Below are 23,116 nucleotides of genomic sequence, written 5' to 3'. Positions count from 1 at the left end.
GCTCCCATGTCACTGACCCGTCGCAAGTTTGTCACCACCACGCTCGCCGCCGGCGCCGCCGCCCTGCTGCCCACCGCGCGGTACACCGCCTACGCCGCACCGGCGACCCCACGGCCGGCCGCACCCGACCCCCCGGATGCCAAGGACTTCACCTTCGTCCACCTCACCGACATGCACGTCACGCCACGCCGCAAAGGCGATCGCGGCTACGCGGCCTGCATCGAAAGCGTCCGCGCGCTGCAGCCCCGTCCGGCTTTCGCCCTGCTGGGCGGCGACCTCGCCTTCGACGGCCTCTACACCCCCAAGGCCGAATTCGAAGAGCAGATCCGGCTGTTCAAGGAAATCACCGCCGCACTTGGCATCCCGACCTACCCCTGCCTGGGCAACCATGACGTGCTCGGCTGGTCCGCGCGCCGCAAGGTCGACCGCAACGACCCCGCGCTCGGCAAACGCTTCATCATGGATCGCCTTGACTGGGAACACAGTCATTACAGCTTCGACCACGCCGGCTGGCACTTCAGCATTCTCGACTGCATCCACCCCGTGCAGACTGAACAGGGTCCAAGCTACGAACCGCGCATCGGACCAGAACAGCTTGAATGGCTCGCCGGCGACCTCGGCAGTGCCGGTGACCGCCCCAAAATCTGCCTCACGCACATCGCGGCATTCTGTGCCATGGCGCAATGGAACGGCGACCCCACCCGCAAGGCCCTCGATGGCAGCATGGTCCTCTGGGACACCAAGGAACTGCGCCTGGTGCTCGAACGCCACGGCGTAAAGGCCCTGCTCCAGGGCCATTGCCACAATCGTGAAGACTACCGCTTTCGCGATGTCTGGTACCTCACCAGCGCTGCCGTCAGCGGCGCCTGGTGGGCCGGGAGCTGGATCGGCAACCCCCCCGGCTACACCGTCTTCCGCTGTCGCGGCGACGAACTCACCTGGACTGCACACACCTTCGCATGGGAGCCGCAGCTCGAACCCGAGGATGAACTCGAGCGCGCCAGGATCGCCGAACAGCGCGCCTTCGAGGCGGAACAGCACCGTCTCCGTGAGCACGAACGCCGTGCCGCACCCCAAACTACGACGCGCGTGTTTTCGGACCTGTGAAGATTCATGGTTCTGGTCTCGCCCTCCCGTGCAAGTCGGTTATCCGACTCGCACAATAATCGTGGCCGCGCGACTGCGCCTTGCCAGTCTTGCTGCCCGGCTCACCTGTCAGGGTGTCGCGAAGGTGCGGCTCCCGGCGCACCGCCTGCTACGTCGCCCGCAACCGCTCCCGACTCTACCCATAGCGCGCTTATAGTTTGAAAGAGCGGGGCTGCGCTGGGTGTCCGTGCAAGCGGAGCGCCGTGCGCCCCCACATCGCCTGGATAGCGCGGACCCAATGGGGTCCTGCTCCTGTGATCACAAGACGGAGGCGCCTGTTGCGCCTGTGTGGTACATGCAGCTCCTTTGGAGGATCGAAAGATGCGGAAATTAGCAGTCATGACGTTGTGCCTGGTCCTGGGCAGCACCCCGGCCTGGGCCGGTTTCTTCGACAACTTTGAGTCCTATGCGGATACCGCGGCAATGCTGGCGCCCACGGCCTGGGGGGCCATGTCCAGCACCGACGCCCCCGCTACTCTCATGGCCGCTGGCGGCAACCCCGGCCAATATATGAATCACCCCGGAGGTAAGACTGCCAAGCGCCTGTTTGATGCCCTCAGTCCCGATGCGAACGCCCTCGTCTGGCACGGTGACATCATCGACGATGGCGTCGGCAACAAGCGCGTCACCATGGGTCTGCGTACCGACGGTGGTGGGGCACCTTTGTCCGCCCTGCTCGAGATGGGCCGCTATAACGCCTTCCCCACCGGCTCCGGCTATGGCGTGCGTACGGTCTTTCTACCTGGATCAACCGGCTGGGTGCAGTTCCAGGACGGCAACGGCGTCAATATCCCCGTGGTAGCCGGCATACACCGCATCCAGGCGCTCATCACGACCACCGACATCACCTTTACATTGGACATGAACGCCGACGGCACCATCGACTCCACGCTGGTTGTGCCAGCGGCTTCGGCTGGTATCAATTACAACGTCTACCGTCTTGGTGGCCCATCCGACTTGTCATCCGCCGGCGGAGCCCTAGGGTTCGATAATGTCGGCATTTACCAGGTTCCTGAGCCGGCCGGCCTTGCACTGCTCGCGCTCGGTGGCCTCACGCTCCTGCGAAGGCGCTAGTCGTTCGCAAGATTGCCGCCCGGTGGGTGGACCAGGTGGCGGCAACGGTCGATAAAACCTACGGGCGTACGCGCGCCCGAATCGTAGGCCCAAGACCGCTTGCGAAGGAACTCGAGATGAAACACACGCTTCACTTCGTCGTCACACGACGGGGTGGGGCGTGTGCGCATTTCCAAGGCCGATTCTGGTAGAATGAACACAACAGGTTCACGCGAAAGCGCTGCGGCCGCTCCACGCACACTTCGCCACAGGTGTGGCGCAGGGCAAGGCCGGTTGCAGCCCGTGTTGAGGAGAGGTCTGATGGTACGACAGCTACGTCTGACCGCTTGGGTCACCGCCGCGGCGATGTGGATTCCGCTAGCGGCCTATGGGCAATTTCCGTCGGAGGTCGTGGGCTTCAACGGCCCGCCGATCGACGATCCTGGCACCTCGCAGGAAATGTTCCGAACTCCCCAGCTTTCCGGCACCACCAGCACCTACATCCTCGCCAACGTCGGCGCGTTCGACAACAACGCCGCGTTTCGCGCGAGCGGTCTGCAGACCGAAGGTCCGGCCGCGCTGCAAGTTTTCTTCCGCTGGGTTGCGCCCAACGACCCTTACGCCTGGGTTCGGCTCACGACCTCGGGCGGGGCCTTGCGACCCAACCCCGCACTGCACACCGGCGGCAAGGTCCGCTTCAAGTTCACCAATAAGAGTGAACTATTCCTTGGCAACATCGGCTTGTGTCTCGGAATTCGTGAAACGGGTGTTGTCGTCCCGCAGCTCGCGGACGCCGGCGGCACCGGCGAGATCGAATGGGTCGGAACCACGGGCGTGCGAGAAGCCCTTGCGGCCGGCCCCGACGGCATCGTCAACACGACGGCGCAGGGCGATGACGTGCAGGTCTATCCGGTCGGCACAAACATCACCACGCTCGGCCTGCCGGCTTCGACGATTGTCGTCGGCCCCGGTCCGAACGGCTTGCTCGACACCACCCCCCAGGGAGATGATGCTGTCATCCGCACCCCGATCCCGGCTGCGACACTCGCGCCATCGCCCGTGCCTTACACGATCGAATTCAACCTCGCTACGGGCACCGTCAGCGTCAACGGCGTGAACCAGGGCGGAGGCATCCGCGGCTTTACCGGTGACGGCGTCTTCCAGCTCACCCGGGGCACGCTGGAACATATCGCGCTCGTCAACGTCGCCGGCGATTCCGCCGTGCTGATCGACGTGGCCATCGACGAACTGCAATTCGAAGCCCCCGAACCCGACCCGGTCATCGCGCCGCGCGTCGTCGCTCCCATTATTGCCGGCGATACCCAGGTCACGGTTACCGACCTGCTGTTGAACGTCAACCAGGTCAATCTGCTCCGCAACGGCAACGTCCTGCTCACCCAGAACGTCGGCAACAATGACGACGTTATTTTCACACTGCCCGCACCCGCGGTCACCGGAGACGTCTACAGCGCCACCCAGCGCGACGGCGTGACCGGCATCACCAGCGTGCCATCGCTCGGCGTAGTGGTCTTCCCCGAGCCCTCACCCTATTCCTTCTCCATTGTGATCGATGAAATCGGCAGCGGCAGTTGTTTGCTCGGTCCCTGGGAACACGTTGGCGTCACCGCCGTGGACAGTGGCCCCGTGCCCTATGGGATCGACCTCTTCCCCGACAGCGCCGTGTGGCAGACCATCGACTTCGCCCTGGATTCAGACGAGCTTGTGCTGCCCTGGTTCGGCGGCAACGGTGTCCTGAATCCCTCGCCCAGTGGCCTCTGGTCGATGGACAGTATCTGGCTGACCCGCGCAGCGGGCGCCGCCGACGGCCCCTATGAGTTCTTCCTCGACACCGTCGAAATACTCGACGCGGACGGCAACCGGATCGAAACCGTCCACGACATGGAGAGCGGCGTCAATTACCTGCTCCAGTCCCGCGGACAAAGCCCGACGTTGCCCACCTCCTCGGCCCTTTCGACCCTCGCCAGCTTCGACGGCCAGACCAGTCACCGCATGCTCTGGACCTTCACCGGTGCCACGCTCGGCCAGTACCACAACATTGGCTTTGCCTGCAACACGGCACCGAAGTTCACCGACGCCGGCGCAACCATGCGGTTCCGCGTCCTCGTCCGTGGTACGCCGCTGAACGACGTGGCACTGCCCACCGTCCTTGCCCCGGTCGTCGGTGCCCAGACTTCCGTCCGCGTCGGCACGAATGCAGCCGCGACCGCGGTGCAGCTCTTCATCAACGGCGAACCGGTCGGCGCCCCCGTCGCCCCGACGGGGACCGAGACCATCTTCGGCAACCTCACGCTCGCACTGGGCGACTCCGTCTCGGCGACCCAGGTGATCGGTGGTGTCGAAAGCGACTTCGCCTACCCGCGCGGCGTCGCCCCGCCGGCTCCGCCGGCTCTGCCGAGTTCCCTGGCACCGGGCGCGACCAGTGTCACGGTCAGCAACCTGCTCACCGCCCAGTTCGCGACGACGTCCTTCGCGACCGTCTATGTCAACGACATCGCGCGCGGCACGGCCGTTCCCGCCGGCGCGTCAGTCGTCGTCAACATCTCCGGTTCGCTGGTGGGTGGCGACGTGGTCACAGCCACGCAAACCGTCAACGGTGCCGAAAGCCGCCCCTCAACGGCAGTCGTCGTCGGCTTCCCCGCCCCGATCATCTTCAAGGCCCCGTCGCCCGGTAACGTGAACGTTCGCGTGCAGGGTCTCCCGCCGCAGGCCACGCAGGTCACGGTCCGGGTCAACGACGCCACCAATTTCAACGCCGCCGTGCCGGCCGGTGCAACCTTCGTTGAGGTCCCCGTCACGAATCTGCAGACGGGCAACACGATCAAGGCGTTTTACACGGCCAACGGCATCCTCAGTTCCGAGTCGATTTCCGAGACCGTCACCGTCGGTACGACCACGACGATCGTCTGCGACAGCTTCGAATACGATGAAGCCACCTACACGGCCCAGTGGGTCACCTCCACCGGTACGCGGCTCGAGCTCTCCACCGAGCAGAACGCCACGACCGTCGGCGAGGGCGGCGGCACCAAGTCGCTCAAGAATGCCGGCAACAGCGGCCGCGTGCACAAGCTCATCGCGGAACTGGTGCCGACCCCCACAAACCCGGTCGTCTGGAACGTCGACATCTACGACTCGGTCGGTCCGGGCGCGGGCGGCAACAACTTCGCCCAGCTCAATGATCAGACCGGCGGCTTCACGTTCATCCACATCGGCGTCTCGACGCTGGGTGCGCAGAACAACAACAACTATTACCAGTTGCGCGCCCTCGGTAACGGCGGACCCGACTGGACCAACCTCGACCAGTACGACGCCCCGCAGCGGTCGATCGGCTGGCACAACTTCACGTTCGTCCACAAGGGTCTGTATCTTGACGTGTACGTCGACGGACGCCTGGCGCGGAAGAATATTCCGCTGACCAGCACACCTTCGTTCGACATCGCCCGCATCGGACCGGGTGTCGCCAACACCACCGTCGGCTACTACGACGATTACTGCCTCGAGGTCGGACCTGTGCGTTTCGGGGCCGTGCCCCCGCCGCCGCCGGTGCCGCCGGCCCTCCTGTCGCCGATTCAGGCCGGAGACACCGCCGCCACCGTGACGGGCGTACAGGCCGACGTCACGCAGGTGCGCATCCTCGACGCGGCCAACAACACGATCGGGACGTACGCCGGGGCCATTCCCCCGGACGGTATCGTGAACGTGCCGCTGACCCGCACCCTCGTGCATCTCGAGCGCATCCGCGCCCAGGCCGTCAATGCCTCCGGTGCGTCGCTCTCGACCCCGCTCGAGGCCGGTGTCGGCAACGGTGACATCCGCATCGCCCTCGGCCTCCGTGAAACCGGCGACGCCGGTGCGGTCGGCTCCCCGGGCAGCACGACCGGCTCGATCGAGTGGCTCGGCGTCACCAGTGTGATCAGCAGTGCCCCGCAAGGGGTGGCCATCAGCCCTGCCAATGCGTGGCAGACGCTGGTGTTCAACCCCGCCACGGATCCGGTCGCAAACTTCCTCGGCAACGGCATCCTCGAAGGCACGCGCGGCGTGCTCGAGCACATCGTGGTGTCGGTCAACGGCACGTCGCCGAATCGAAGTTCCGGCCCGTATCGGCTCTTCATCGACAACGTCATGAACGTCGATGCCGGCGGCAATCTGCTCATCACCGACTTCGAAAGCGTCCCGCTCGGCGCCCAGGGCCTCCTGCGGCAGCCGAGTTTCTCCGGCTCGACGGCGGCCAACCTCGCCGCGCCGCCCAACATCAGCGCCGTGGTCAACTCCTACGGCAACCCCGGGCGCGCCCTCGAACTCAACTGGTTCTGGCGGGATACAGAGCCCAGCCGGTGGCTGCGGCTCACCACGTTCAACACGCCGAACATCCCGAACCCGATCGTCGATTTCACGAAACCGATCCGGGTTGACGTGCTCCTGCTCGCCGGTTGCCCGACGATTCTCGGCGACCTGAATGGCGACTTCGCCGTCAACTTTGCCGACTTCGGACCGTTTGCGAATTGCCTCGGCGGTCCCACCCCGCAGCCCAACCTCGGCTGCATCTGTGCGGATTTCAACGGTGATGGCCGGGTGGATCTCGCAGACTTCGCGGAGTTCCAGCTCGACTTCACACCGTAAGCCCGGAGCGCTGCAACTCCAGCGGCGGGTATGGGACTAGCGGTCTCGTACCCGCCGCTTCCTTTGCGCCCCCCCCGCTGTGTGCATGCCGGGGATGTCCGCAGCCCCCCGCGACTCATGACCATCCGGCCCCCAACTGTCCTGCCCGTGCCCGCGCTGTGCTCCTCCGCCGCACGGCCTTTACGGCCCCGTTGGCAGATACGTTGGTGAGCCCGGGCCAACCGGCAACCCCAGCAGAAACACCCATAGGTAAAACAACGCAATCCACCCCACCAGGAACAACAGCGAATATGGCAGCATCGTCGAGACCAGCGTGCCTATGCCGATCCGGCGGTCATACCGCGCCGCAAATGCCAGGATCAGGCCGAAATAGCTCATCATCGGCGTGATGATGTTCGTCGTGGAATCGCCGATGCGGTACGCCGCCTGCACGACTTCAGGGCTGTACCCCACCGTCATCAGCATCGGCACGAAGATCGGCGCCGTGACCGCCCATTGCGCCGAGGCACTGCCGAGCATCAGGTTCACCAGGCAACACATCAGGATGAAGGGTACGAAGACCGCCGCATTGTCGAGCCCCGTCTGCCTCAGGAGCACCGCCCCCTCCACTGCGATGATCAGCCCCAGATTCGTCCAGTCAAAGTACTTCACGAACTGCGCCGCGAAGAACACCAGAACGAGATACAGCCCCAGCCGGCTGAGCGCGTCGGCCATCGCATCGATCACGTCACGATCGTTACGGATCGTGCCCACGATCGCCCCGTACACAATTCCCGGCACGATGAAGAACAGCAGGATGAACGCAACAATCCCCTTGAACAGCGCCGACTCATAGATGCTCGGCAGCCGGATCCCCTCTTCCGCCGACAGCTCAGCTTCCAAGGCCGCTGCTGCACGCGGCTCTGTTTTCGCTTCCGGCTCCTGGACGGCAGCCCCCACCGTCTCCACCGGTGCCCGCAGCACACCTCGCTCTGGTACCACGCCCAGCGCCACGATCCCTGCCAGCACCACGACCGCCACGCCCGCCCACAGCAAGCCGCGCCGTTCCTCCGGCCGCAGCCGATCAAGTCCGCCCAGCGTGCTGAGATCCACCGCCGCCGCGGTACGGTCGTAGGTCCCCAGCCGCGGCGCCACGATCTTCTCGGTCACGAAGGTCCCGATGCCGGTGATCATGAACACGCTGGCCTGCATGAAGTACCAATTCGCGGCGGGGTTCACTTCGTAAGTCGGATCCAGGAAGCGCGCCGCCTCGGTGGTGATGCCGGCCAGCAGCGGATCGATGGTGCCCAGCAGCAGGTTCGCGCTGTACCCGCCGGACACCCCGGCGAAGGCCGCCGCCAGCCCCACCAGCGGGTGCCGCCCGAGCGCCAAGTAGATCGCGGCGGCCAACGGAATCAGTACGACGTACCCCATCTCGGAAGCGGTGTTCGAGAGCACACCCGCGAACACGATCGCCGCAGTCACGAGCGGCCGCGGTGCGCTCAGCACCAGCGCGCGAATCGCCGCACTCAGGAGGCCTGACTTCTCCGCAACCCCTACGCCGAGCATCGCGACCAGCACTGTTCCGAGCGGTGCAAACTCGACAAAGTTCCGTACGACCTCCCGGATCATCCGCCGCAGCCCCTCTCCGTTGAGCAGACTGACGGCGCGAATGACCGCGCCCGGGTTGCGCGGATCCTGCACCTGAACGCCGAACGCCGCCGCCACGCCACTCACCAGCACGATCAGCACACAGATGCCTGCGAACAACGTCACCGGATGCGGCAACAGGTTCCCGAGCCACTCCACCGCATTCAGGAAACGGGCGAACCAGCCGCGCGGCTTGTCCCCGGACACAGTCGACGCCGGTGGACGCGGCAAAACCGGAGGGGCACTCTTGGGAGACATGGATGTTGCGCCGAACTGAGGCGCCGTCCGTGGCGCGGATCATGAATCATCTTGTCGTCGAGGCAGAACCTACCCGCCCAGCCGGTCTCTGACAACCATGCGGAACAGCGCTCACGCGACCGATCCCTGCCCGGCAACACAATGTCCACACGAGCACCCGCCGGCGCCGCAGCCGCCCCCGCATCACGGTATACTCCCGCCCGCATGAGAAACGATACCAGGCGCCACCGGAGGATGACGATGACCACGCGGCAGACGCGGCAGGCCGGTCCCGCACGGCGGGGAAGCACAGTGGGAGATTGGACCACGCGGATCCGCGCGCTCATGCAGAACCTCTGGTGGAGCTGGAATCCCGACCCGCAGCGCCTCTTCGCCGCGCTCGATCCCCCGGCCTGGGAGGCCACCCAGCACAACCCGCTCAAAACGCTCGCCGGGCTTACCCCGGCGCGCCGCACCGCGCTCGCCGCGCACCGCGAGTTCCAGCAACTCCTGACCACCTGCGAGCGACAGCTTCGGGACTACCTGCGCGCCCGCACCTGGTTCCAGCGTACGGCCGATCCGCGTACCCGGCGCCTCCGCATCGCTTATTTCTGCGCCGAGTTCGCCATTCACGAATCCATGCAGCAATACGCCGGTGGCCTCGGCGTGCTCGCGGGCGATCACCTGAAATCCGCCTCCGACCTCGGCGTCCCCTTGGTCGCGGTCGGCCTCCTGTACCGCAGCGGCTACTATCGCCAGGCGCTTCGTCCCGACGGCACCACCGACGCCCATTTCCCTCATTACGATTTTGCCGACTGGCCGGTACAGGACACCGGCCGGCGCATCCGTGTGCCCCTCGGCCGGCGCGCGGTGCTGGTTCGCATCTGGCAGCTCCAGGTCGGCCGTGTACCCGTCTACCTCCTCGACACCGACCTGCCGGACAACCGCCCCGCTGACCGCACCATCACCGCGCGGCTCTACGGTGGGGACAACGAGACCCGCATACAGCAGGAGCTGATCCTCGGCGTCGGTGGGACGCGCGCGCTCCAGGCGGGGTACCCGTCAACGTCTTCCACCTTAACGAAGGTCACGCCGCCTTCTGCGCCCTGGAACGCCTCCGGGCGCTCTGCGCCACCGGTCAGGCGTACGACCGCGCCCTCCGGACCGTCGCCGCTTCCACCGTGTTCACCACACACACGCCGGTCCCCGCCGGACACGACCGCTTCGCCCCCGTCCTCGTCCGCAAGTACGTGGGCTGGCTGCTCGACGGCAAGGGGCTCGATCGCGAAACGCTGCTGCGCCTCGGCCGCGAGGATGTCAACGATCGGCGCGCCCCCTTTTGCATGACCGCCCTGGCCCTGCGCACAAGCGCCCGCTGCAACGGCGTCTCTGCTCTCCACGGACAGGTCTCGCGCGAAATGTGGCAGTCGCTCTTCGGTGCAGCCACACCCGCTGAGGTGCCGATTGGCCACATCACCAACGGAATCCATCCCGAAACGTGGCTGGCGCCCGAGATGCGGCCGCTCTATGAGCGCTACCTGCGGCCGCGCTGGGTCGGCGCCGGGCCCGAGCACGACTGGTGGCGCCGCGCGCCGGAGATTCCGGCCGAGGAATTGTGGCGCATCCGCGGCTTGCTGCGGCGTCGGCTCGTACAGTTCATCCGCATGCGGCTCCAGATGCAGGCCCAGCGCCGCCTTGGCGATACCCGGTCCATCCTCGCCGTTCTCGACACATTCGACGAGCAGGCCCTCACCATCGGATTCGCGCGCCGCTTCGCGACCTACAAACGCGCCCCGTTGATCTTCCATCAGGCCCGCCGCCTCGCATCCATCCTCAACGCGCCGCAGCGCCCCGTACAACTCGTCTTCGCCGGCAAGGCCCACCCGGCCGACCACGGCGGACAGGCCTTTGCCCGCAAGATCTACCAGTTCGCTGAGAAGGCCGGTTTCCGCGGACGCGTCGCCCTGCTCGAAGACTACGACATGGACATCGGCCGCGCCCTTACCAGCGGCTGCGATGTGTGGCTCAACAACCCCCTTAGACCACAGGAGGCCTCGGGCACCAGCGGCATGAAGCCCCCACTGCATGGCGGCCTGAACTGCTCCATTCTCGACGGCTGGTGGCCGGAGGCCTACGACGGGCACAACGGCTGGGCCATCGGCGACGGCGTCCCCGCCCGAACACCCGCCGCGCAGGATCGCCGCGATGCCGAAGCGATTTACACACTGCTCGAACGGGAGATTGTGCCGGAATTCTACACGCGGGATCGGGACGGGTTGCCGCGCAAGTGGCTCGCACGCATGGTCCGCTCGATGCAGACCGTCTGTGCCCAATTCAGTACCCACCGCATGGTTGCCGACTACGTGCGGCTCTATGCGGGGTACTGAGCCGCCTGGAAGGCAGAAAAGCGTTCTCGACTGCCTGCCCGCCAAGGAGCCAGGCGTTCGTCACCGTGACTTTCGCCCGGGCCTGCAAGGGCCACCTGCGGCACCACGCCGCGATTCTTCCTTGGTTTCGGCAAGGGAGAAGCACGCACGCGGCAGGCGGCGCCGTTCTCAGTGCCAGCCGTGCATGTAGTCCTGCAGGTACTCGACGAGTTGCTTGTCTTTGTCCGCGTGCCACGCCGCGACATCGCCGATCGAGAGCAGCCCCGCCAGTTCACGCTCGCCCACCACCGGCAGGTGCCGAATCCGCTGCTGCTTCATGATCGCCTCGATCTCCTCGATCGAACGATCCGGCTTCACCACGATCACCTCGCGCGTCATCACGTCACCGACAATCGTCGCTGCCGGGTCACGCGCTTCCGCCACGACGCGATTGATCACGTCACGCTCCGTGAAGATCCCGGCGACGGCTTTGCCCGTCGTCACGACGAGGCAGCCGACGCGCTCCTGCCGCATCAGGCGGCAAGCATCCTGCACCGTTGCCTCCGGTGTCGTCGTCAGCACACCGCCGCGTACCTTCGCCCCCAGCAGATCCATTGCGGTTGGCATGGCGGGCCCTTTCTGCTCAGCAGAGGAAATGCATGCCTTGCGACACCCGGTGCGGCCGCCCGCACCGTCCGAATCACCGCGGGATTTGTAGACCGCGCCCCACGCCAAGTCAATCCACCCCCCTTGCCACGCCCCCGGCGCCGATCCGCTGCACGGCCCCGCGGCTCACCCCTTCATCTTCAACACCGGCAGCGGCGTACGCTTCCTCGAGCGCTCCTGCACCACCTGCGCAAGCTGGTCAACGAAGTGCTCCAGCGACGCCACCACCTGCGGCTCCACGTCGGTGAAGTAGGCGGCGGGCCGCCCTTCGTCGCCGTGACTCCGAATCGCGATGTTCAGCGGGATCTCGCCCAGGAACGGCATCTGCAGTTCCTCCGCCGCCCGCCGGGCACCGCCATGGCTGAAAATCTCGTCCCGGTGGCCACAGTGCGGACACAGGTAGTAGCTCATATTCTCCACGAGGCCGAGCGCGGGGACACCAAGCCGCTCGTACATGTGATGCGCGCGCACGGCATCCAGCAGGGCCACGTCCTGCGGCGTGCAGACCAGCACCGCGCCCGTCAGCGGGATGCTCTGTGCCAGCGTCAGGGGGATGTCGCCCGTCCCCGGCGGCAGGTCGACGATCAGGTAATCGATGTCGCCCCAGTTCGTGCGGTCAATGAACTCTTTCACATACTTCTGCGCCATCGGCCCACGCCAGATCACCGCCTGGTTCGGGCTGATGAGGTGTCCGATGCTTACGACCTTCAGTCCGTCCGCATCCGCCGGCTGAATCCGCCCCGCGCTGTCCAACTCGAGCTCACGCCCTTCCGTCCCCGTCAGCTTCGCGAGGGACGGGCCGTACACGTCTGCGTCCAGCAGTGCCGTCTTGAAGCCCTTGCGTTGCAGGCCGGCGGCTGCGATCAGCGCCACCGTGCTCTTGCCCACCCCCCCTTTGCCGGCCCCGATGGCGATGACGTGCTTCACCTGCGGCAGCGGCGGGGGGGAAGGCGGCGGGTTGTGTTCCGGAGTGGGGGTCTCGCTCATGGCGCTCGGTTCTCCACGCTTACGGGTCGATCCGGCATGGGCAACGCCGGCGGCGCACCCTGCGCTGCGCAAACCCGAACGGCGCGCGGATCGTCTCTGGCGAATAGTAGCGGCCCCGCGACCGCGCGGCAGCAGGTCACCCGCACGGTCCACCCTGTGCGGAGAACCACCGGTTGGCATGTCAGCCCAGTGGAAGCGACTAGAAGAGGGGCGTACCCCAGGCGTGCTCGTAGGCCTCGTCATTGATGATGGCGTACGGGCCATCATGATCGAAGTCCACTGCGTACACCGCTTCGCTGATGCCCCGGACCGCGAAGAAAAGCGTCAGGGCCTCGCGTACCACCTCGACATCCGCGTGCGGCGTCAGGTCGAGATCGACCATCCGCACCTCGGTGTGATCGAAGCCGCAACGCGGCAGGCAACGCAACATGTACGCGGTCTTCTTCATGACATTCCATCCACGGCCCAAACTGAGGGCGGGCCGCTACCGGAATTATACGGAACGTCGCCGTGCTTTGTTCAAGGGCAGGCCGGGCCGGCCGTAGGAATTCGTTGCGCCTCAATGAGCAGGAAGCGCCTCGACAAGTTGCTGAACCTCTTCATCCGTGTTGTAGAAGTGCGGACTCGCACGCAGCCGCCCCAGCCGCCGCGCCACGACAATCTTGAACTCGTCACGCAGGTGCCGCTTGAGGGCCAGCAGATCATGTTTATCAGACCCGAAGCTCACGATGCCACTCCACTCGCTCGACGTTCGCGGGCTGGCCACCGTCCAGCCCTTGCGCCGCAGACCTTCTACCAGTTGATCGGTAAGATGTTTTACACGCCGCTGAATTTCCTCGACTCCTACCGCCAGCAGCAGATGCAGTGACGCCGTCAGTGCCGTGATTCCGGCGAGGTTGTACGCCCCGCTGTCGAAGCGCCGCGCATCATCCCGCAGGTCGATCTTGCGCTCCGTCGTATCGAAATCATGCTTCATGCAGAAATAGCCGAGTTCCGTCGGTCGCAGGTGCCCGATCAACTCCCGTCGGCAGTAGAAAATGCCGGCGCCGTCCGGTCCGCACAGCCATTTGTGGCCGTCGGCGGCCAGGCAGTCGATCCGCATCGCCCGCACATCGATCGGATGCACCCCCAGCGCCTGGATCGCATCGACACACAGGAGAACACCTTTCTCCTGGCATAAGTCCCCCAGCCGGGCCAGGTCCATGCGGAAACCATTACTCCACTGCACGGCCGACACTGCGACGACCCGCGTCCGCCGGTCGATCGCCCGCGCGAGCCGGTCAAACGGGATGCGGCCGTCCTCGTCCTGCACGACGCGCACCTCCACACCGCGCGGCTCCAGGTTGAGCCACGGGTAGAAGTTGGAAGGAAATTCCATCGTGTTGGAGATGACATTGTCTCCGGTCAGCCACTGGATGCCGTTGGCCACATAGCTGATCCCCTCCGACGTATTCTTCACACACGTGATCTCGTCCGCGTGCGCGTTCAGCAACCGCGCCGCCGCCTGTCGAAAATGGTCCACCGCCCGATAGTACGTCCCCCGTAGGTACGCCGCGGTCGACAGCTCCTGCGCATAGGCCGTGAGGGCCTCCGCCGCCGGCGCTGAAAGCGGTGCCACGCCCGCATGGTCCTGAAAATTGTAGCTCTTCGTAATCGGAAACTTTGCGCGGTATTCGTCGACGTTCATCGCGGGCGGCGCTCCACCCCCGGGCACCCTCGGATCTCGCCCGCAATTCTACGCCACCGGTACCTCGCTGTCGTGCAAAAGGCCTGTCCACCGACGCTTTTTGACGAACATGCCCCTGCCCCGCCCGCATGCTATCATCCGCTTTGGCGCTGCATCCGGCCGCGCTACCCAACCGCCGAGAACCCATGAACGACCTCACCCCACGCCAGATCGTCGCCGCGCTCGACCGCTACATCATCGGCCAGGACGAGGCCAAGCGCGCCGTCGCCGTCGCGATCCGCAATCGCTGGCGCCGCTTGCAACTGCCGCGCGGCCTGCGCAACGATGTCTCCCCCAAGAACATCCTCATGATGGGACCCACCGGCGTTGGCAAGACCGAAATTGCGCGCCGGCTCGCGCAGCTCGTGGACGCCCCCTTCATCAAGGTCGAAGCCACCAAGTTCACCGAGGTCGGCTACGTCGGCCGTGATGTGGACGGCATCATCCGTGATCTCGTCGAGCGCTCCATCGCGCTCGAACGTCAGCGGGCCGCCGTCAACGTCCGCGCGCATGCCATTCGTGCGGCGGAGGATCGCATCCTGGACCAGTTGCTCCCGGGCGTGGACACCGCCGAGGGCGGCGAGACCGACCTCGCCGAGCGCCGCACGCGCACGCGCGAAAAACTCCGCCAGCAACTCCACGCCGGCGCTTTGCAGGAGCGGCTCGTGGATGTCACCGTGGACGAGCGCTCCGTGCCCGTCCACGTCATGTCCAACATGGGGCTCGACCAGATGGGTCCGGAATTCGAGCAGTTCGTCGAGCGCATCATGCCACCCCGCAGCCGCCGCCGGCGGCTGCCTCTGCCCGAGGCCCTCGAACTGCTTACCCAGCAGGAGAGTGACCGGCTCGTCGACCAGGATTCTCTCCAGCAGCAGGCCCTCCGCAACTGCGAGGAAGGCGGCATCGTTTTCCTCGATGAGATCGACAAAATCTGCGGCGCTCCGCTCGCCGAGAGCAGCGGCCCCGAAGTCTCGCGCAGCGGAGTGCAGCGCGACCTGCTGCCCCTCGTCGAAGGCACCAGTGTCAGCACGCGCTACGGCATGGTCCGCACCGACCATATCCTCTTCATCGCGGCCGGCGCCTTCACGCAGTCACGCCCGAGTGATCTGATGCCGGAACTCCAGGGGCGCTTCCCGCTGCGCGTCGAACTCGGCGACCTGACCGGTGAGGATTACCACCGCATCCTCACCGAACCGGAGAACGCCCTCATCAAGCAGCAGATTGCCCTGCTCGGGACCGAGGGTGTGCAACTCGAGTTCACCCCCGACGCACTCGTCGAAATGGCCGAGATGGCCGGCCGCGCCAACGAGATGCTCGAAAACATCGGTGCCCGCCGGCTCTACACCATCGTTGAAAAGGTCGTCGAGGAGATCGCTTTCAACGCCTCCGACGCCGTCAACAAGCACGTGGTCGTCGACATTGACTATGTCCGCATGCGGCTCGCCGACATCCTCGAAGACGAAGAACGTAGCCAGTACGAGCTGTAGCGGCTCCGCCTCGCAGGCGACACGGCGAGGTCAGGGCTCACGGCGTCGGGCGCGGGTGATGCGTTCGAGCCGCTGCTGCTCGATGTAGGTGAGACTGCTGATGCCGTGGCTTGAGACCTTCTTCAGGATGCGATCGAGTTCCGCCTCGTCTTCATGAAAGCGCTCCTCGACGGCGACCGCTGCCTGGGCAGGCACTGTTGCCCGTTGCGTGGCGGACCCCGGCGCCACGGTGGTGCGGCGCGGGCGACGGATACGGAACATCTTCCGCCACCACGTATCGTAAGCGGGATTCTGACCTAACCGATCGTAGACACTGTCCTCGCGGAGCATGCCGGCCTGGGCAAAGCGCAAGTGCTGAAAACTGGAGAAGGCGCCGAAAGCGGCAATCATGACGAGCAGGATGTTGCCCCACTGGATTCCGACGTAGGCCAGTACGATGGCCCCGACGAGGCCGACCTGGGTGGCCAGGATGGTCGCACGCTGCAATCCGAGCCACGGCCAGAGAATGGCGCGGAAAAGCTGGCCACCGTCCATGGGGAAGATGGGCAGCAGGTTGAAGTACAGCAGGATGAGGTTGAGTTTATAAAAGAGCCACACGTAGAATTGCCAGGTTTCCGTAATGCCTATGGGGCCGCGGAAGGGATCGAGCGTGAAGAAGCCCCAGTGGCCGGTGGCGGCCACGAGGACGCTCGCACTCACCACACACAGGATCGGATGCACCACGGGACCCGCCGCGATGGTGACGAATTGCGGCCAGGGGCGCATGGGGGCCTCGGCGTAGGCCAGACCACCCAGCGGCCAGAGCATGATGTTCTCGGCGTCGCCGCCAACCAGCCGCGCGCCGAAACAGTGGCCGAACTCGTGAATCAGCACGATTAGAAAGATCATGCCCAGGAAGGTAAGCGTTTGGGGCCAGGCGTCGCCGGCCTGCACGAGGTTAAAAGCCATCCACACGACGAAGAGCATATGAATCCGGATGTGGATGCCGAACAGCCGGCCGACCGGCAGGGAACCACCGAGCAGGTTCATGTTCAGCCCCCCCTGACGGCGCCGAAGCGCTCGAAGAACAGGACGGTTGCGATGGTCTTGGCGTCGACGATACGACCGTCCGCGATGCCGGCGAGCACCTCGGCCCGGCTAGAAGGCACGACGCGGATTTCCTCGGTCTCCTCCGGGGCAGCGTCCCCGGGCACAAGTTCGGTGGCGACGAAGGCGCGCATTCGTTCATCCGTCATGCCGGGCGTGGTGTAGAATTCCAGCAGGGGTGTCAGTCGGCCGGCGCGGTAGCCGGTTTCCTCGGCCAACTCGCGGGCGGCGCAGACCGCCGGGGCTTCGCCAGGGTCGAGGGTGCCGGCAGGCAGCTCGAGCAACTCCCGTCCGACGGCCGGGCGGCGGTTGTGGATCAAGACGATGCGCCCGTCCGAGAGCAGCGGCAGGATGACCACCGCGCCAGGGTGAAGGATCACGTCGTAGGGGTGCGTGGCTTCGCCGCGGGTCACGAAGCGTCGGGCCACGGAGAATTTTCGGCTGCGGAGCAGGACTTCATCGGGCACGGGCAGCGGGCCTCATCAGACGTTCGGTGGACCGGCGGTGCCGGAGCGTCGCGCGCGGGCGCGTGAACCCCGTCCGGACCCGGGATTATAGAAGCCGGGGGTGCCGGGGGCGACTTGGTGCGTGCATCGAGCGCACGATATGATGGAACACCCGGGTCGGCGTTGCGCCGGACCCACAGACCCAATGCACAGGATCCGCACCGCTCCGCGAAAACAACCATGCCGAAACCCGCAGACGACCGCACTCCTCCCCCGGACCACGATGGACCGGCGGCCGAACCGACACCGCGTGATTTCATTCGCGAAATCATCGACGAGCACAATCGGACCGGACGCTTCGGCGGCCGGGTGCATACGCGGTTTCCACCCGAACCGAACGGCTACCTCCACATCGGGCACGCCAAGAGCATCTGCCTAAACTACGGGATAGCGCGGGATTACGGCGGGCACTTCAACCTGCGCTTCGACGATACGAATCCGGAAAAAGAGGAGCAGGAGTACGTCGACTCGATCATCGCCGACGTGCGCTGGCTGGGTGCGCGGTGGGCCGGGCAGCACGCGGATGATCCGCACGCAGGTGTCCTGTACGCGTCGGACTACTTCGAGCAGATGTACGCGTGGGCGGAGGACCTGATCCGCGCCGGCAAGGCCTATGTGTGCGACCTCGGACCTGAGGAAGTCAGCCGGCGGCGCGGCACACTCACGTCACCGGGACAGGACAGTCCGCACCGGACCCGGTCGGCGGCGGAGAATCTCGACCTGTTCCGCCGCATGCGGGCGGGCGAGTTTCCGGACGGCACACGGACACTGCGGGCGAAGATCAACATGGCGCACCCGAACCTGAACATGCGCGACCCGGTTCTGTACCGGATCATGCATGCGCACCATCACCGCCAGGGAGATGCCTGGTGCATCTACCCGATGTACGACTGGGCGCACGGGTTCGAGGACTCGATCGAAGGCATCACACACTCGATCTGCACGCTGGAATTCGAGAATCACCGGCCCTTGTACGACTGGTTCCTGGACCAGCTGGCCCTGTATCACCCGCAGCAGATCGAGTTTGCGCGGTTGAATCTCACTTACACGGTGATGAGCAAACGGCGGCTGCTCGAGCTGGTGAAGGCCGGTGACGTGCGGGGCTGGGACGATCCGCGCATGCCGACGCTGTCAGGGCTGCGCCGGCGGGGGTACACGGCGGAAGCAATCTGGAACTTCTGCCGGCGAATCGGGGTGTCGAAAACCGAGAGCATCGTCGATCTCGCGCTGCTCGAGCACTGCGTGCGCGAGCACCTGAACAAGTCGGCCCCGCGGGCCATGGCCGTGCTGCGGCCCCTGAAGGTGGTCATCACGAACTACCCGGAGGATCAGTTCGAGGAGATGACCGCGGTGAACAACCCGGAAGATCCGGCGGCAGGGACGCGGGCGGTGCCGTTTGCACGGGTGCTGTACATCGAGCAGGACGATTTTCGCGAAGAACCACCCCCGAAATACTGGCGCTTGTACCCGGGCAACGAGGTGCGACTGCGGTATGCGTACCTGATCCGCTGTACGGGCTGCATCAAGAACGAGCACGGAGAGGTGGTCGAAGTGCACTGTGAGTATGACCCGGCAACCCGCGGCGGCGATGCCCCCGACGGGCGCAAGGTGAAAAGTACCCTGCACTGGGTCTCGGCGGCGCACGCACTGCCGGCCGAGGTGCGACTCTACGACAACCTCTTCACCAAGGCGGACCCGAACGATGTGGATGGGGAGGGGCAGGACTGGAAGAGCAACCTCAACCCGGCTTCGCTGGAGATCCTCAAACCCGTGTGGGTGGAACAGAGCTTGGGCGGCGCGCGCCCCGGTGACCGCTTGCAATTCGAGCGGCACGGATACTTCTGCGTCGATCCGGACGCGCGGCCGGGCGGTTTGGTGTTCAATCGCACGGTGACGCTGAAGGATTCCTGGGCCAAGGTGGAGAAGCAGCGGTAGCTGTTTCCCGGGGGAGCACACGAGACAGCCGCCCGCGCGGCACCCTAGGTCCCCATATATTCAAGTTGTAGAATGACTGCATTTACTGCAATTGTGGTGTTTATCGTGCCATCGTACGCAGGCGAGACTAAGGGTAGATAGCCAGTTACAGCCATAATCGCGCTGAAGTGCGGATTGGGTAGGATTATGCTGACGTGAACACACGCGGGCGCCGGGGCTTTTTTCATACTTGCAAATCACACGAACCCGATATAGACTGAATATGGTGTGGTTTCGGGCTTGAAAGAAGCAATCAACTTTTGAAGATTATATTCAGGAAGGGAAAGGTGCATTCGTGAAGAGATTTCAGGCAGTGCTCGCTCTCGTTGTCGTCACGGTCGGGCTGTCCAGTCCGGCCTGGGCTGCCTATGACTTCGGGTTCTTCCGGATCAGCAACAACTCGTCGCAGGACATCGCCGCGCAACTCAACGTGTCGGTGGCTTCGCCCGGCGCTGGCCTGGCGACATTTGCGTTCACCAACAGTGTCGGGATCGCTTCGACGGTGGCGCAGATCTATGTCGACGATGCGGCCGGCGTGCTCAGCAGCATGACAAGCGTCAGCAGCGTTCAGGCGGCGGTCTCCGCGAGCACTTTGGCGTTCGCGGCGAACGGGAGTCCCACCAACCTCCCAAGCGGTAGCAATGTAACGCCGAACTTTGCATCGGATTTTCACGCGAGCGCGAACAGCCCTGCTCCGCACCGCGGCATCAACGAAACCGGGGAAGCGGTCGTGCTGACGTTCAGTCTCACCGGCAGCAACGTCCTGAGCGACGTGGTCGACGCGATTCAGGCGAACACGCTCCGCTTCGGCCTGCACGCGATCAGCATCGGCACGGACGGCCAGAGTGACGCCTACATGAGCTACGGGACAACGACCAGCAATTCGGTACCGGTCATCCCGGCGCCGGCGGCGGTGCTGCTCGGTGGAATCGGATTGCTCGGTGTCAGCATGTGGCGTCGGGTCACCTCGGCCTGATGAACTTCTTCGTATCGCGCCTGCGGCAAGCCAGTGCCGGAGGTCCATGCTATCCGCAGCATCCGCCCGCCCCGCGATTGGGAGTGGGCGGATGCTTCTGTTTGCAACACCTGGAATCACACCTTCAACGTATCGGCCGGTCGGAATGTCCAGCCCGTCCGCGCCGCCAGCGCCTTGGTCGTATTCACGGGGTCCGCGCCTGATCCGGTGCGGAAGGCGATACCTGCGGAGCGGGCTTTGAGAGGGGTGGGGGTTCGGCGGGTGGCTTCTTCTCCTGCGCGGGTCTTGTTTCCTGCTGCGGTTCCGGCGGCGACGGCAGTTCTTTCCCGCCCACCGCCTCGCGGATTCGCCCGCGCATTTCGCGCACGCGTGCAATTCCAAACACGAGCGTCAGAACACCCGCTACTAGGAATCCCCAACCGAAACCCTGCAGCACACGCGAGTCGAACACTTTGATGGCCGACGCCCCCAGCGCCACCAATGCCAGCGCCGCATGCAGGTAGGCCAGCATGGTCCGATCGATGGACAGGACCGTCCGGTCGATCGCCAGGTAGTCGCGCAGTTCCAGCTTCTCTTTCGGAAACCGCGCGTACGGCGACATCAAGACCTTGCGCTTCGACATGCGGCTACGTGTCCTCCACGCTGATACGGTAGTGCGGCCAGTCGTTCCCGTCGTACCGGCCATTCGCTACACTGCGGCCGCACCCTCCGCTTCCAAGGCACTATACGGTTCCTCGCGATGTGGCAGCAAGTTGTCGTCTTCGCCGTCCTCACACTGACTCTCGCGCTCTTCCTCTGGGGTCGCTGGCGTTACGACCTCGTAGCTTTGCTCGCACTCCTGATCCTTGCGCTGCTCGGAATTGTGCCGCCACGCGAGGCGTTCACCGGCTTCACCCAGCCAGCGGTCGTCACGGTCGCGGCCGTTCTCGTGCTCAGCCGAGCCCTCACCAACGCCGGCGTTGTCGATCTATTCAGTCGCTGGGCACAGCGCATCCACGGGGGCATCACCGTGCAACTGTTGGCGCTGACGGGTCTCGTCACCCTCCTTTCCGGGTTCATTAACAACGTTGGCGCACTCTCACTGCTCATGCCCGTGGCGATTCGCATGGCCCGTAGCCGCGGCGTCTCGGCTTCGCTCTTTCTGATGCCCCTGGCTTTCGGCTCGCTGCTCGGCGGTATGACCACTTTGATCGGCACCCCGCCGAACCTGCTCGTATCCAACTTTCGACTGCAGGCCACCGGTGCTTCCTACCGCATGTTTGACTTCGCTGTTGTCGGCGGTGCCGTGGCGCTCACGGGAGTACTCTTTATCGCCCTGCTTGGCTGGCGACTTGTCCCGAAGCGCACCAGCCCCAAATCCGCCGAGGACCTTTTTGAAATCGGCCGCTACTTCACCGAACTCCGTGTCTCCGACGAATCCCGCAGCATCGGCCGCCGTATCCGCGACATCGTCCGCGCGTCTGAGACCCAGATCCTGGTCACGGGGCTTGTCCGCGGTAAGCGGCGCATCGACTTGCCCATGGGCCTCGAAACCCTCAGCGCCGGCGAGCGCCTGATTGTCGAGGGCGCCCCCGAGGACATCGACCGCTTCGTCACTTCTGCGCAGCTCGAGCTCGTTGCCGGCGAGCAACGCACCAGTGATCCGCTGAAATCGGAGGACACCACTGCGACGGAAGTCATCGTCCTCGCCGACGGCTACCTCGTGAACCGTTCCCCACGCACCGCCAACCTGCGCTGGCGTTTCGGCGTCAACGTCCTCGCGGTCGCCCGTCAGAATGCGCGCCTCAAGGCGCGCCTCGCCGACATCCGTTTCCGGCCCGGTGACATCCTGCTGCTCCAGGGTCCCACTGACACGCTGCCCGACACCATCGGCGAACTCGGTTGCCTCCCGCTCGCCGAACGCTCTCTGCGTGTCGGCCAACCGCGCCGCATCCTTCAGGCCGTGCTCATCTTCGGTCTGGCGGTCATCCTGACCAGCACCGGTCAGGTTCGTCCGGAACTCGCCTTTGTCGGTGCGGCCCTCGCCTGTACCTGGATCGGCCTCGTGCCCGTGCGCGGCGTATACGACAGCATCGACTGGTCGGTCATCGTCCTCCTTGGTGCGATGATCCCCGTCGGGGTTGCGCTGGAGACCACGGGGGCGGCCGCGCTCGCCGCCGATGGCCTGCTGTACCTCGGTGCACTCCTGCCGCCGTCGGCCATGGTCGTCGCCGTGCTGTTGATCGCGATGTTCCTCTCCGACATCCTCAACAACGCCGCTGCGGTCGTCCTGCTGGCCCCGATCGCGCTGCGCATCGCCAGTGCCCTGGAATGTTCTCCGGACCCGTTCCTGATGGCACTGGCCATCGGCGCCTCGTGCGCGTTCCTGACGCCTATCGGTCACCAGTCGAATACGCTCGTGTTGAGCCCCGGCGGCTACCGCTTCGGCGACTATTGGCGGCTTGGGCTGCCGCTCCAGGTCGTGATCCTGTTGGTTGCTGTGCCACTCCTGCTATTCGTGTGGCCGCTGCGGCCGGGGGGTTAGCGGCACGCTGGCAGTGTCAGCCGGGCGGCGAGTATGATCCTACACGCAGCGCGCTACAGTCCTTTGAGGCGTGTCCCGATAAAGTCGTGGTAACGGCCCGTGTAAACCGCGGGCA

The 23,116-nt window shown here is 65.2% G+C and carries 17 protein-coding genes; 9 read left to right on the top strand and 8 right to left on the bottom strand.

What is annotated here, in order from left to right; genetic code table 11:
* Positions 1-6: 6 nt before the first annotated feature.
* The 3 genes from IPM18_15405 to IPM18_15395 all read left to right on the top strand — a co-directional run bounded on the left by IPM18_15405 (position 7) and on the right by IPM18_15395 (position 6,837).
* Positions 7-1,107, top strand: a complete 1,101-nt coding sequence (locus IPM18_15405) for a metallophosphoesterase (protein MBK9120966.1) — start codon at positions 7-9, stop codon at positions 1,105-1,107.
* A gap of 360 nt (positions 1,108-1,467) precedes the next feature.
* Entirely contained in the window at positions 1,468-2,220 is a 753-nt protein-coding gene (locus IPM18_15400; protein ID MBK9120965.1) for a PEP-CTERM sorting domain-containing protein, read from the top strand.
* A gap of 300 nt (positions 2,221-2,520) precedes the next feature.
* Entirely contained in the window at positions 2,521-6,837 is a 4,317-nt protein-coding gene (locus IPM18_15395) for a dockerin type I repeat-containing protein (protein ID MBK9120964.1), read from the top strand.
* A gap of 180 nt (positions 6,838-7,017) precedes the next feature.
* Here the strand turns inward: IPM18_15395 and IPM18_15390 are convergent, their stop codons facing one another.
* The gene (locus IPM18_15390) at positions 7,018-8,724 is read right to left on the bottom strand and encodes an AbgT family transporter (GenBank protein MBK9120963.1); all 1,707 of its coding nucleotides are present in this window, start codon (positions 8,722-8,724) and stop codon (positions 7,018-7,020) included.
* A gap of 240 nt (positions 8,725-8,964) precedes the next feature.
* Between IPM18_15390 and glgP (IPM18_15385) the strand changes: the two genes are divergently transcribed.
* Positions 8,965-10,050: an alpha-glucan family phosphorylase gene (glgP, locus tag IPM18_15385; protein ID MBK9120962.1), complete on the top strand. Its 1,086-nt coding sequence runs from the start codon at positions 8,965-8,967 to the stop codon at positions 10,048-10,050.
* Positions 9,954-11,090, top strand: a complete 1,137-nt coding sequence (gene glgP / locus IPM18_15380) for an alpha-glucan family phosphorylase (GenBank protein MBK9120961.1) — start codon at positions 9,954-9,956, stop codon at positions 11,088-11,090. The genes glgP (IPM18_15385) and glgP (IPM18_15380) overlap by 97 nt, the downstream gene beginning before the upstream one ends.
* A gap of 168 nt (positions 11,091-11,258) precedes the next feature.
* Here the strand turns inward: glgP (IPM18_15380) and IPM18_15375 are convergent, their stop codons facing one another.
* The 4 genes from IPM18_15375 to IPM18_15360 form a co-directional block, all read right to left on the bottom strand.
* On the bottom strand, positions 11,259-11,696 hold the full coding sequence (locus IPM18_15375; GenBank protein ID MBK9120960.1) for a CBS domain-containing protein: 438 nt from the start codon (positions 11,694-11,696) through the stop codon (positions 11,259-11,261).
* Between the two features lie 165 nt (positions 11,697-11,861).
* Entirely contained in the window at positions 11,862-12,722 is an 861-nt protein-coding gene (locus IPM18_15370; protein MBK9120959.1) for an Mrp/NBP35 family ATP-binding protein, read from the bottom strand.
* Between the two features lie 199 nt (positions 12,723-12,921).
* Entirely contained in the window at positions 12,922-13,170 is a 249-nt protein-coding gene (locus tag IPM18_15365; protein ID MBK9120958.1) for a hypothetical protein, read from the bottom strand.
* A 111-nt stretch (positions 13,171-13,281) separates the two neighbouring features.
* The gene (locus IPM18_15360; protein MBK9120957.1) at positions 13,282-14,409 is read right to left on the bottom strand and encodes an aminotransferase class V-fold PLP-dependent enzyme; all 1,128 of its coding nucleotides are present in this window, start codon (positions 14,407-14,409) and stop codon (positions 13,282-13,284) included.
* 185 nt (positions 14,410-14,594) lie between these two features.
* Between IPM18_15360 and hslU the strand changes: the two genes are divergently transcribed.
* A complete protein-coding gene (gene hslU / locus IPM18_15355; GenBank protein ID MBK9120956.1) occupies positions 14,595-15,935 on the top strand; it encodes an ATP-dependent protease ATPase subunit HslU in 1,341 nt (446 codons plus the stop codon).
* Between the two features lie 30 nt (positions 15,936-15,965).
* Here hslU and IPM18_15350 read toward each other — a convergent pair whose 3' ends face one another.
* Complete coding sequence (locus IPM18_15350; GenBank protein MBK9120955.1) at positions 15,966-16,964, bottom strand: M50 family metallopeptidase; 999 nt, start codon at positions 16,962-16,964, stop codon at positions 15,966-15,968.
* A 2-nt stretch (positions 16,965-16,966) separates the two neighbouring features.
* On the bottom strand, positions 16,967-17,494 hold the full coding sequence (locus tag IPM18_15345; GenBank protein MBK9120954.1) for an NUDIX hydrolase: 528 nt from the start codon (positions 17,492-17,494) through the stop codon (positions 16,967-16,969).
* 213 nt (positions 17,495-17,707) lie between these two features.
* On the opposite strand from IPM18_15345, the gene IPM18_15340 reads away from it, so the two are divergent.
* Entirely contained in the window at positions 17,708-19,462 is a 1,755-nt protein-coding gene (locus IPM18_15340; GenBank protein MBK9120953.1) for a glutamine--tRNA ligase/YqeY domain fusion protein, read from the top strand.
* Positions 19,463-19,796: 334 nt separating this feature from the next.
* Positions 19,797-20,477: a hypothetical protein gene (locus tag IPM18_15335; GenBank protein MBK9120952.1), complete on the top strand. Its 681-nt coding sequence runs from the start codon at positions 19,797-19,799 to the stop codon at positions 20,475-20,477.
* Positions 20,478-20,661: 184 nt separating this feature from the next.
* On the opposite strand, the gene IPM18_15330 is transcribed toward IPM18_15335, so the two are convergent.
* A complete protein-coding gene (locus IPM18_15330) occupies positions 20,662-21,099 on the bottom strand; it encodes a DUF202 domain-containing protein (protein ID MBK9120951.1) in 438 nt (145 codons plus the stop codon).
* A 117-nt stretch (positions 21,100-21,216) separates the two neighbouring features.
* Here IPM18_15330 and IPM18_15325 point away from each other — a divergent pair, with 117 nt between their 5' ends.
* Positions 21,217-23,001, top strand: a complete 1,785-nt coding sequence (locus tag IPM18_15325; GenBank protein MBK9120950.1) for an SLC13 family permease — start codon at positions 21,217-21,219, stop codon at positions 22,999-23,001.
* Positions 23,002-23,116 lie beyond the last annotated feature (115 nt).

The sequence above is a fragment of the Phycisphaerales bacterium genome, from assembly GCA_016716475.1.
Taxonomy (GTDB): domain Bacteria; phylum Planctomycetota; class Phycisphaerae; order UBA1845; family Fen-1342; genus JADJWG01.
This window is presented reverse-complemented; position numbering and strand designations above follow the sequence as displayed.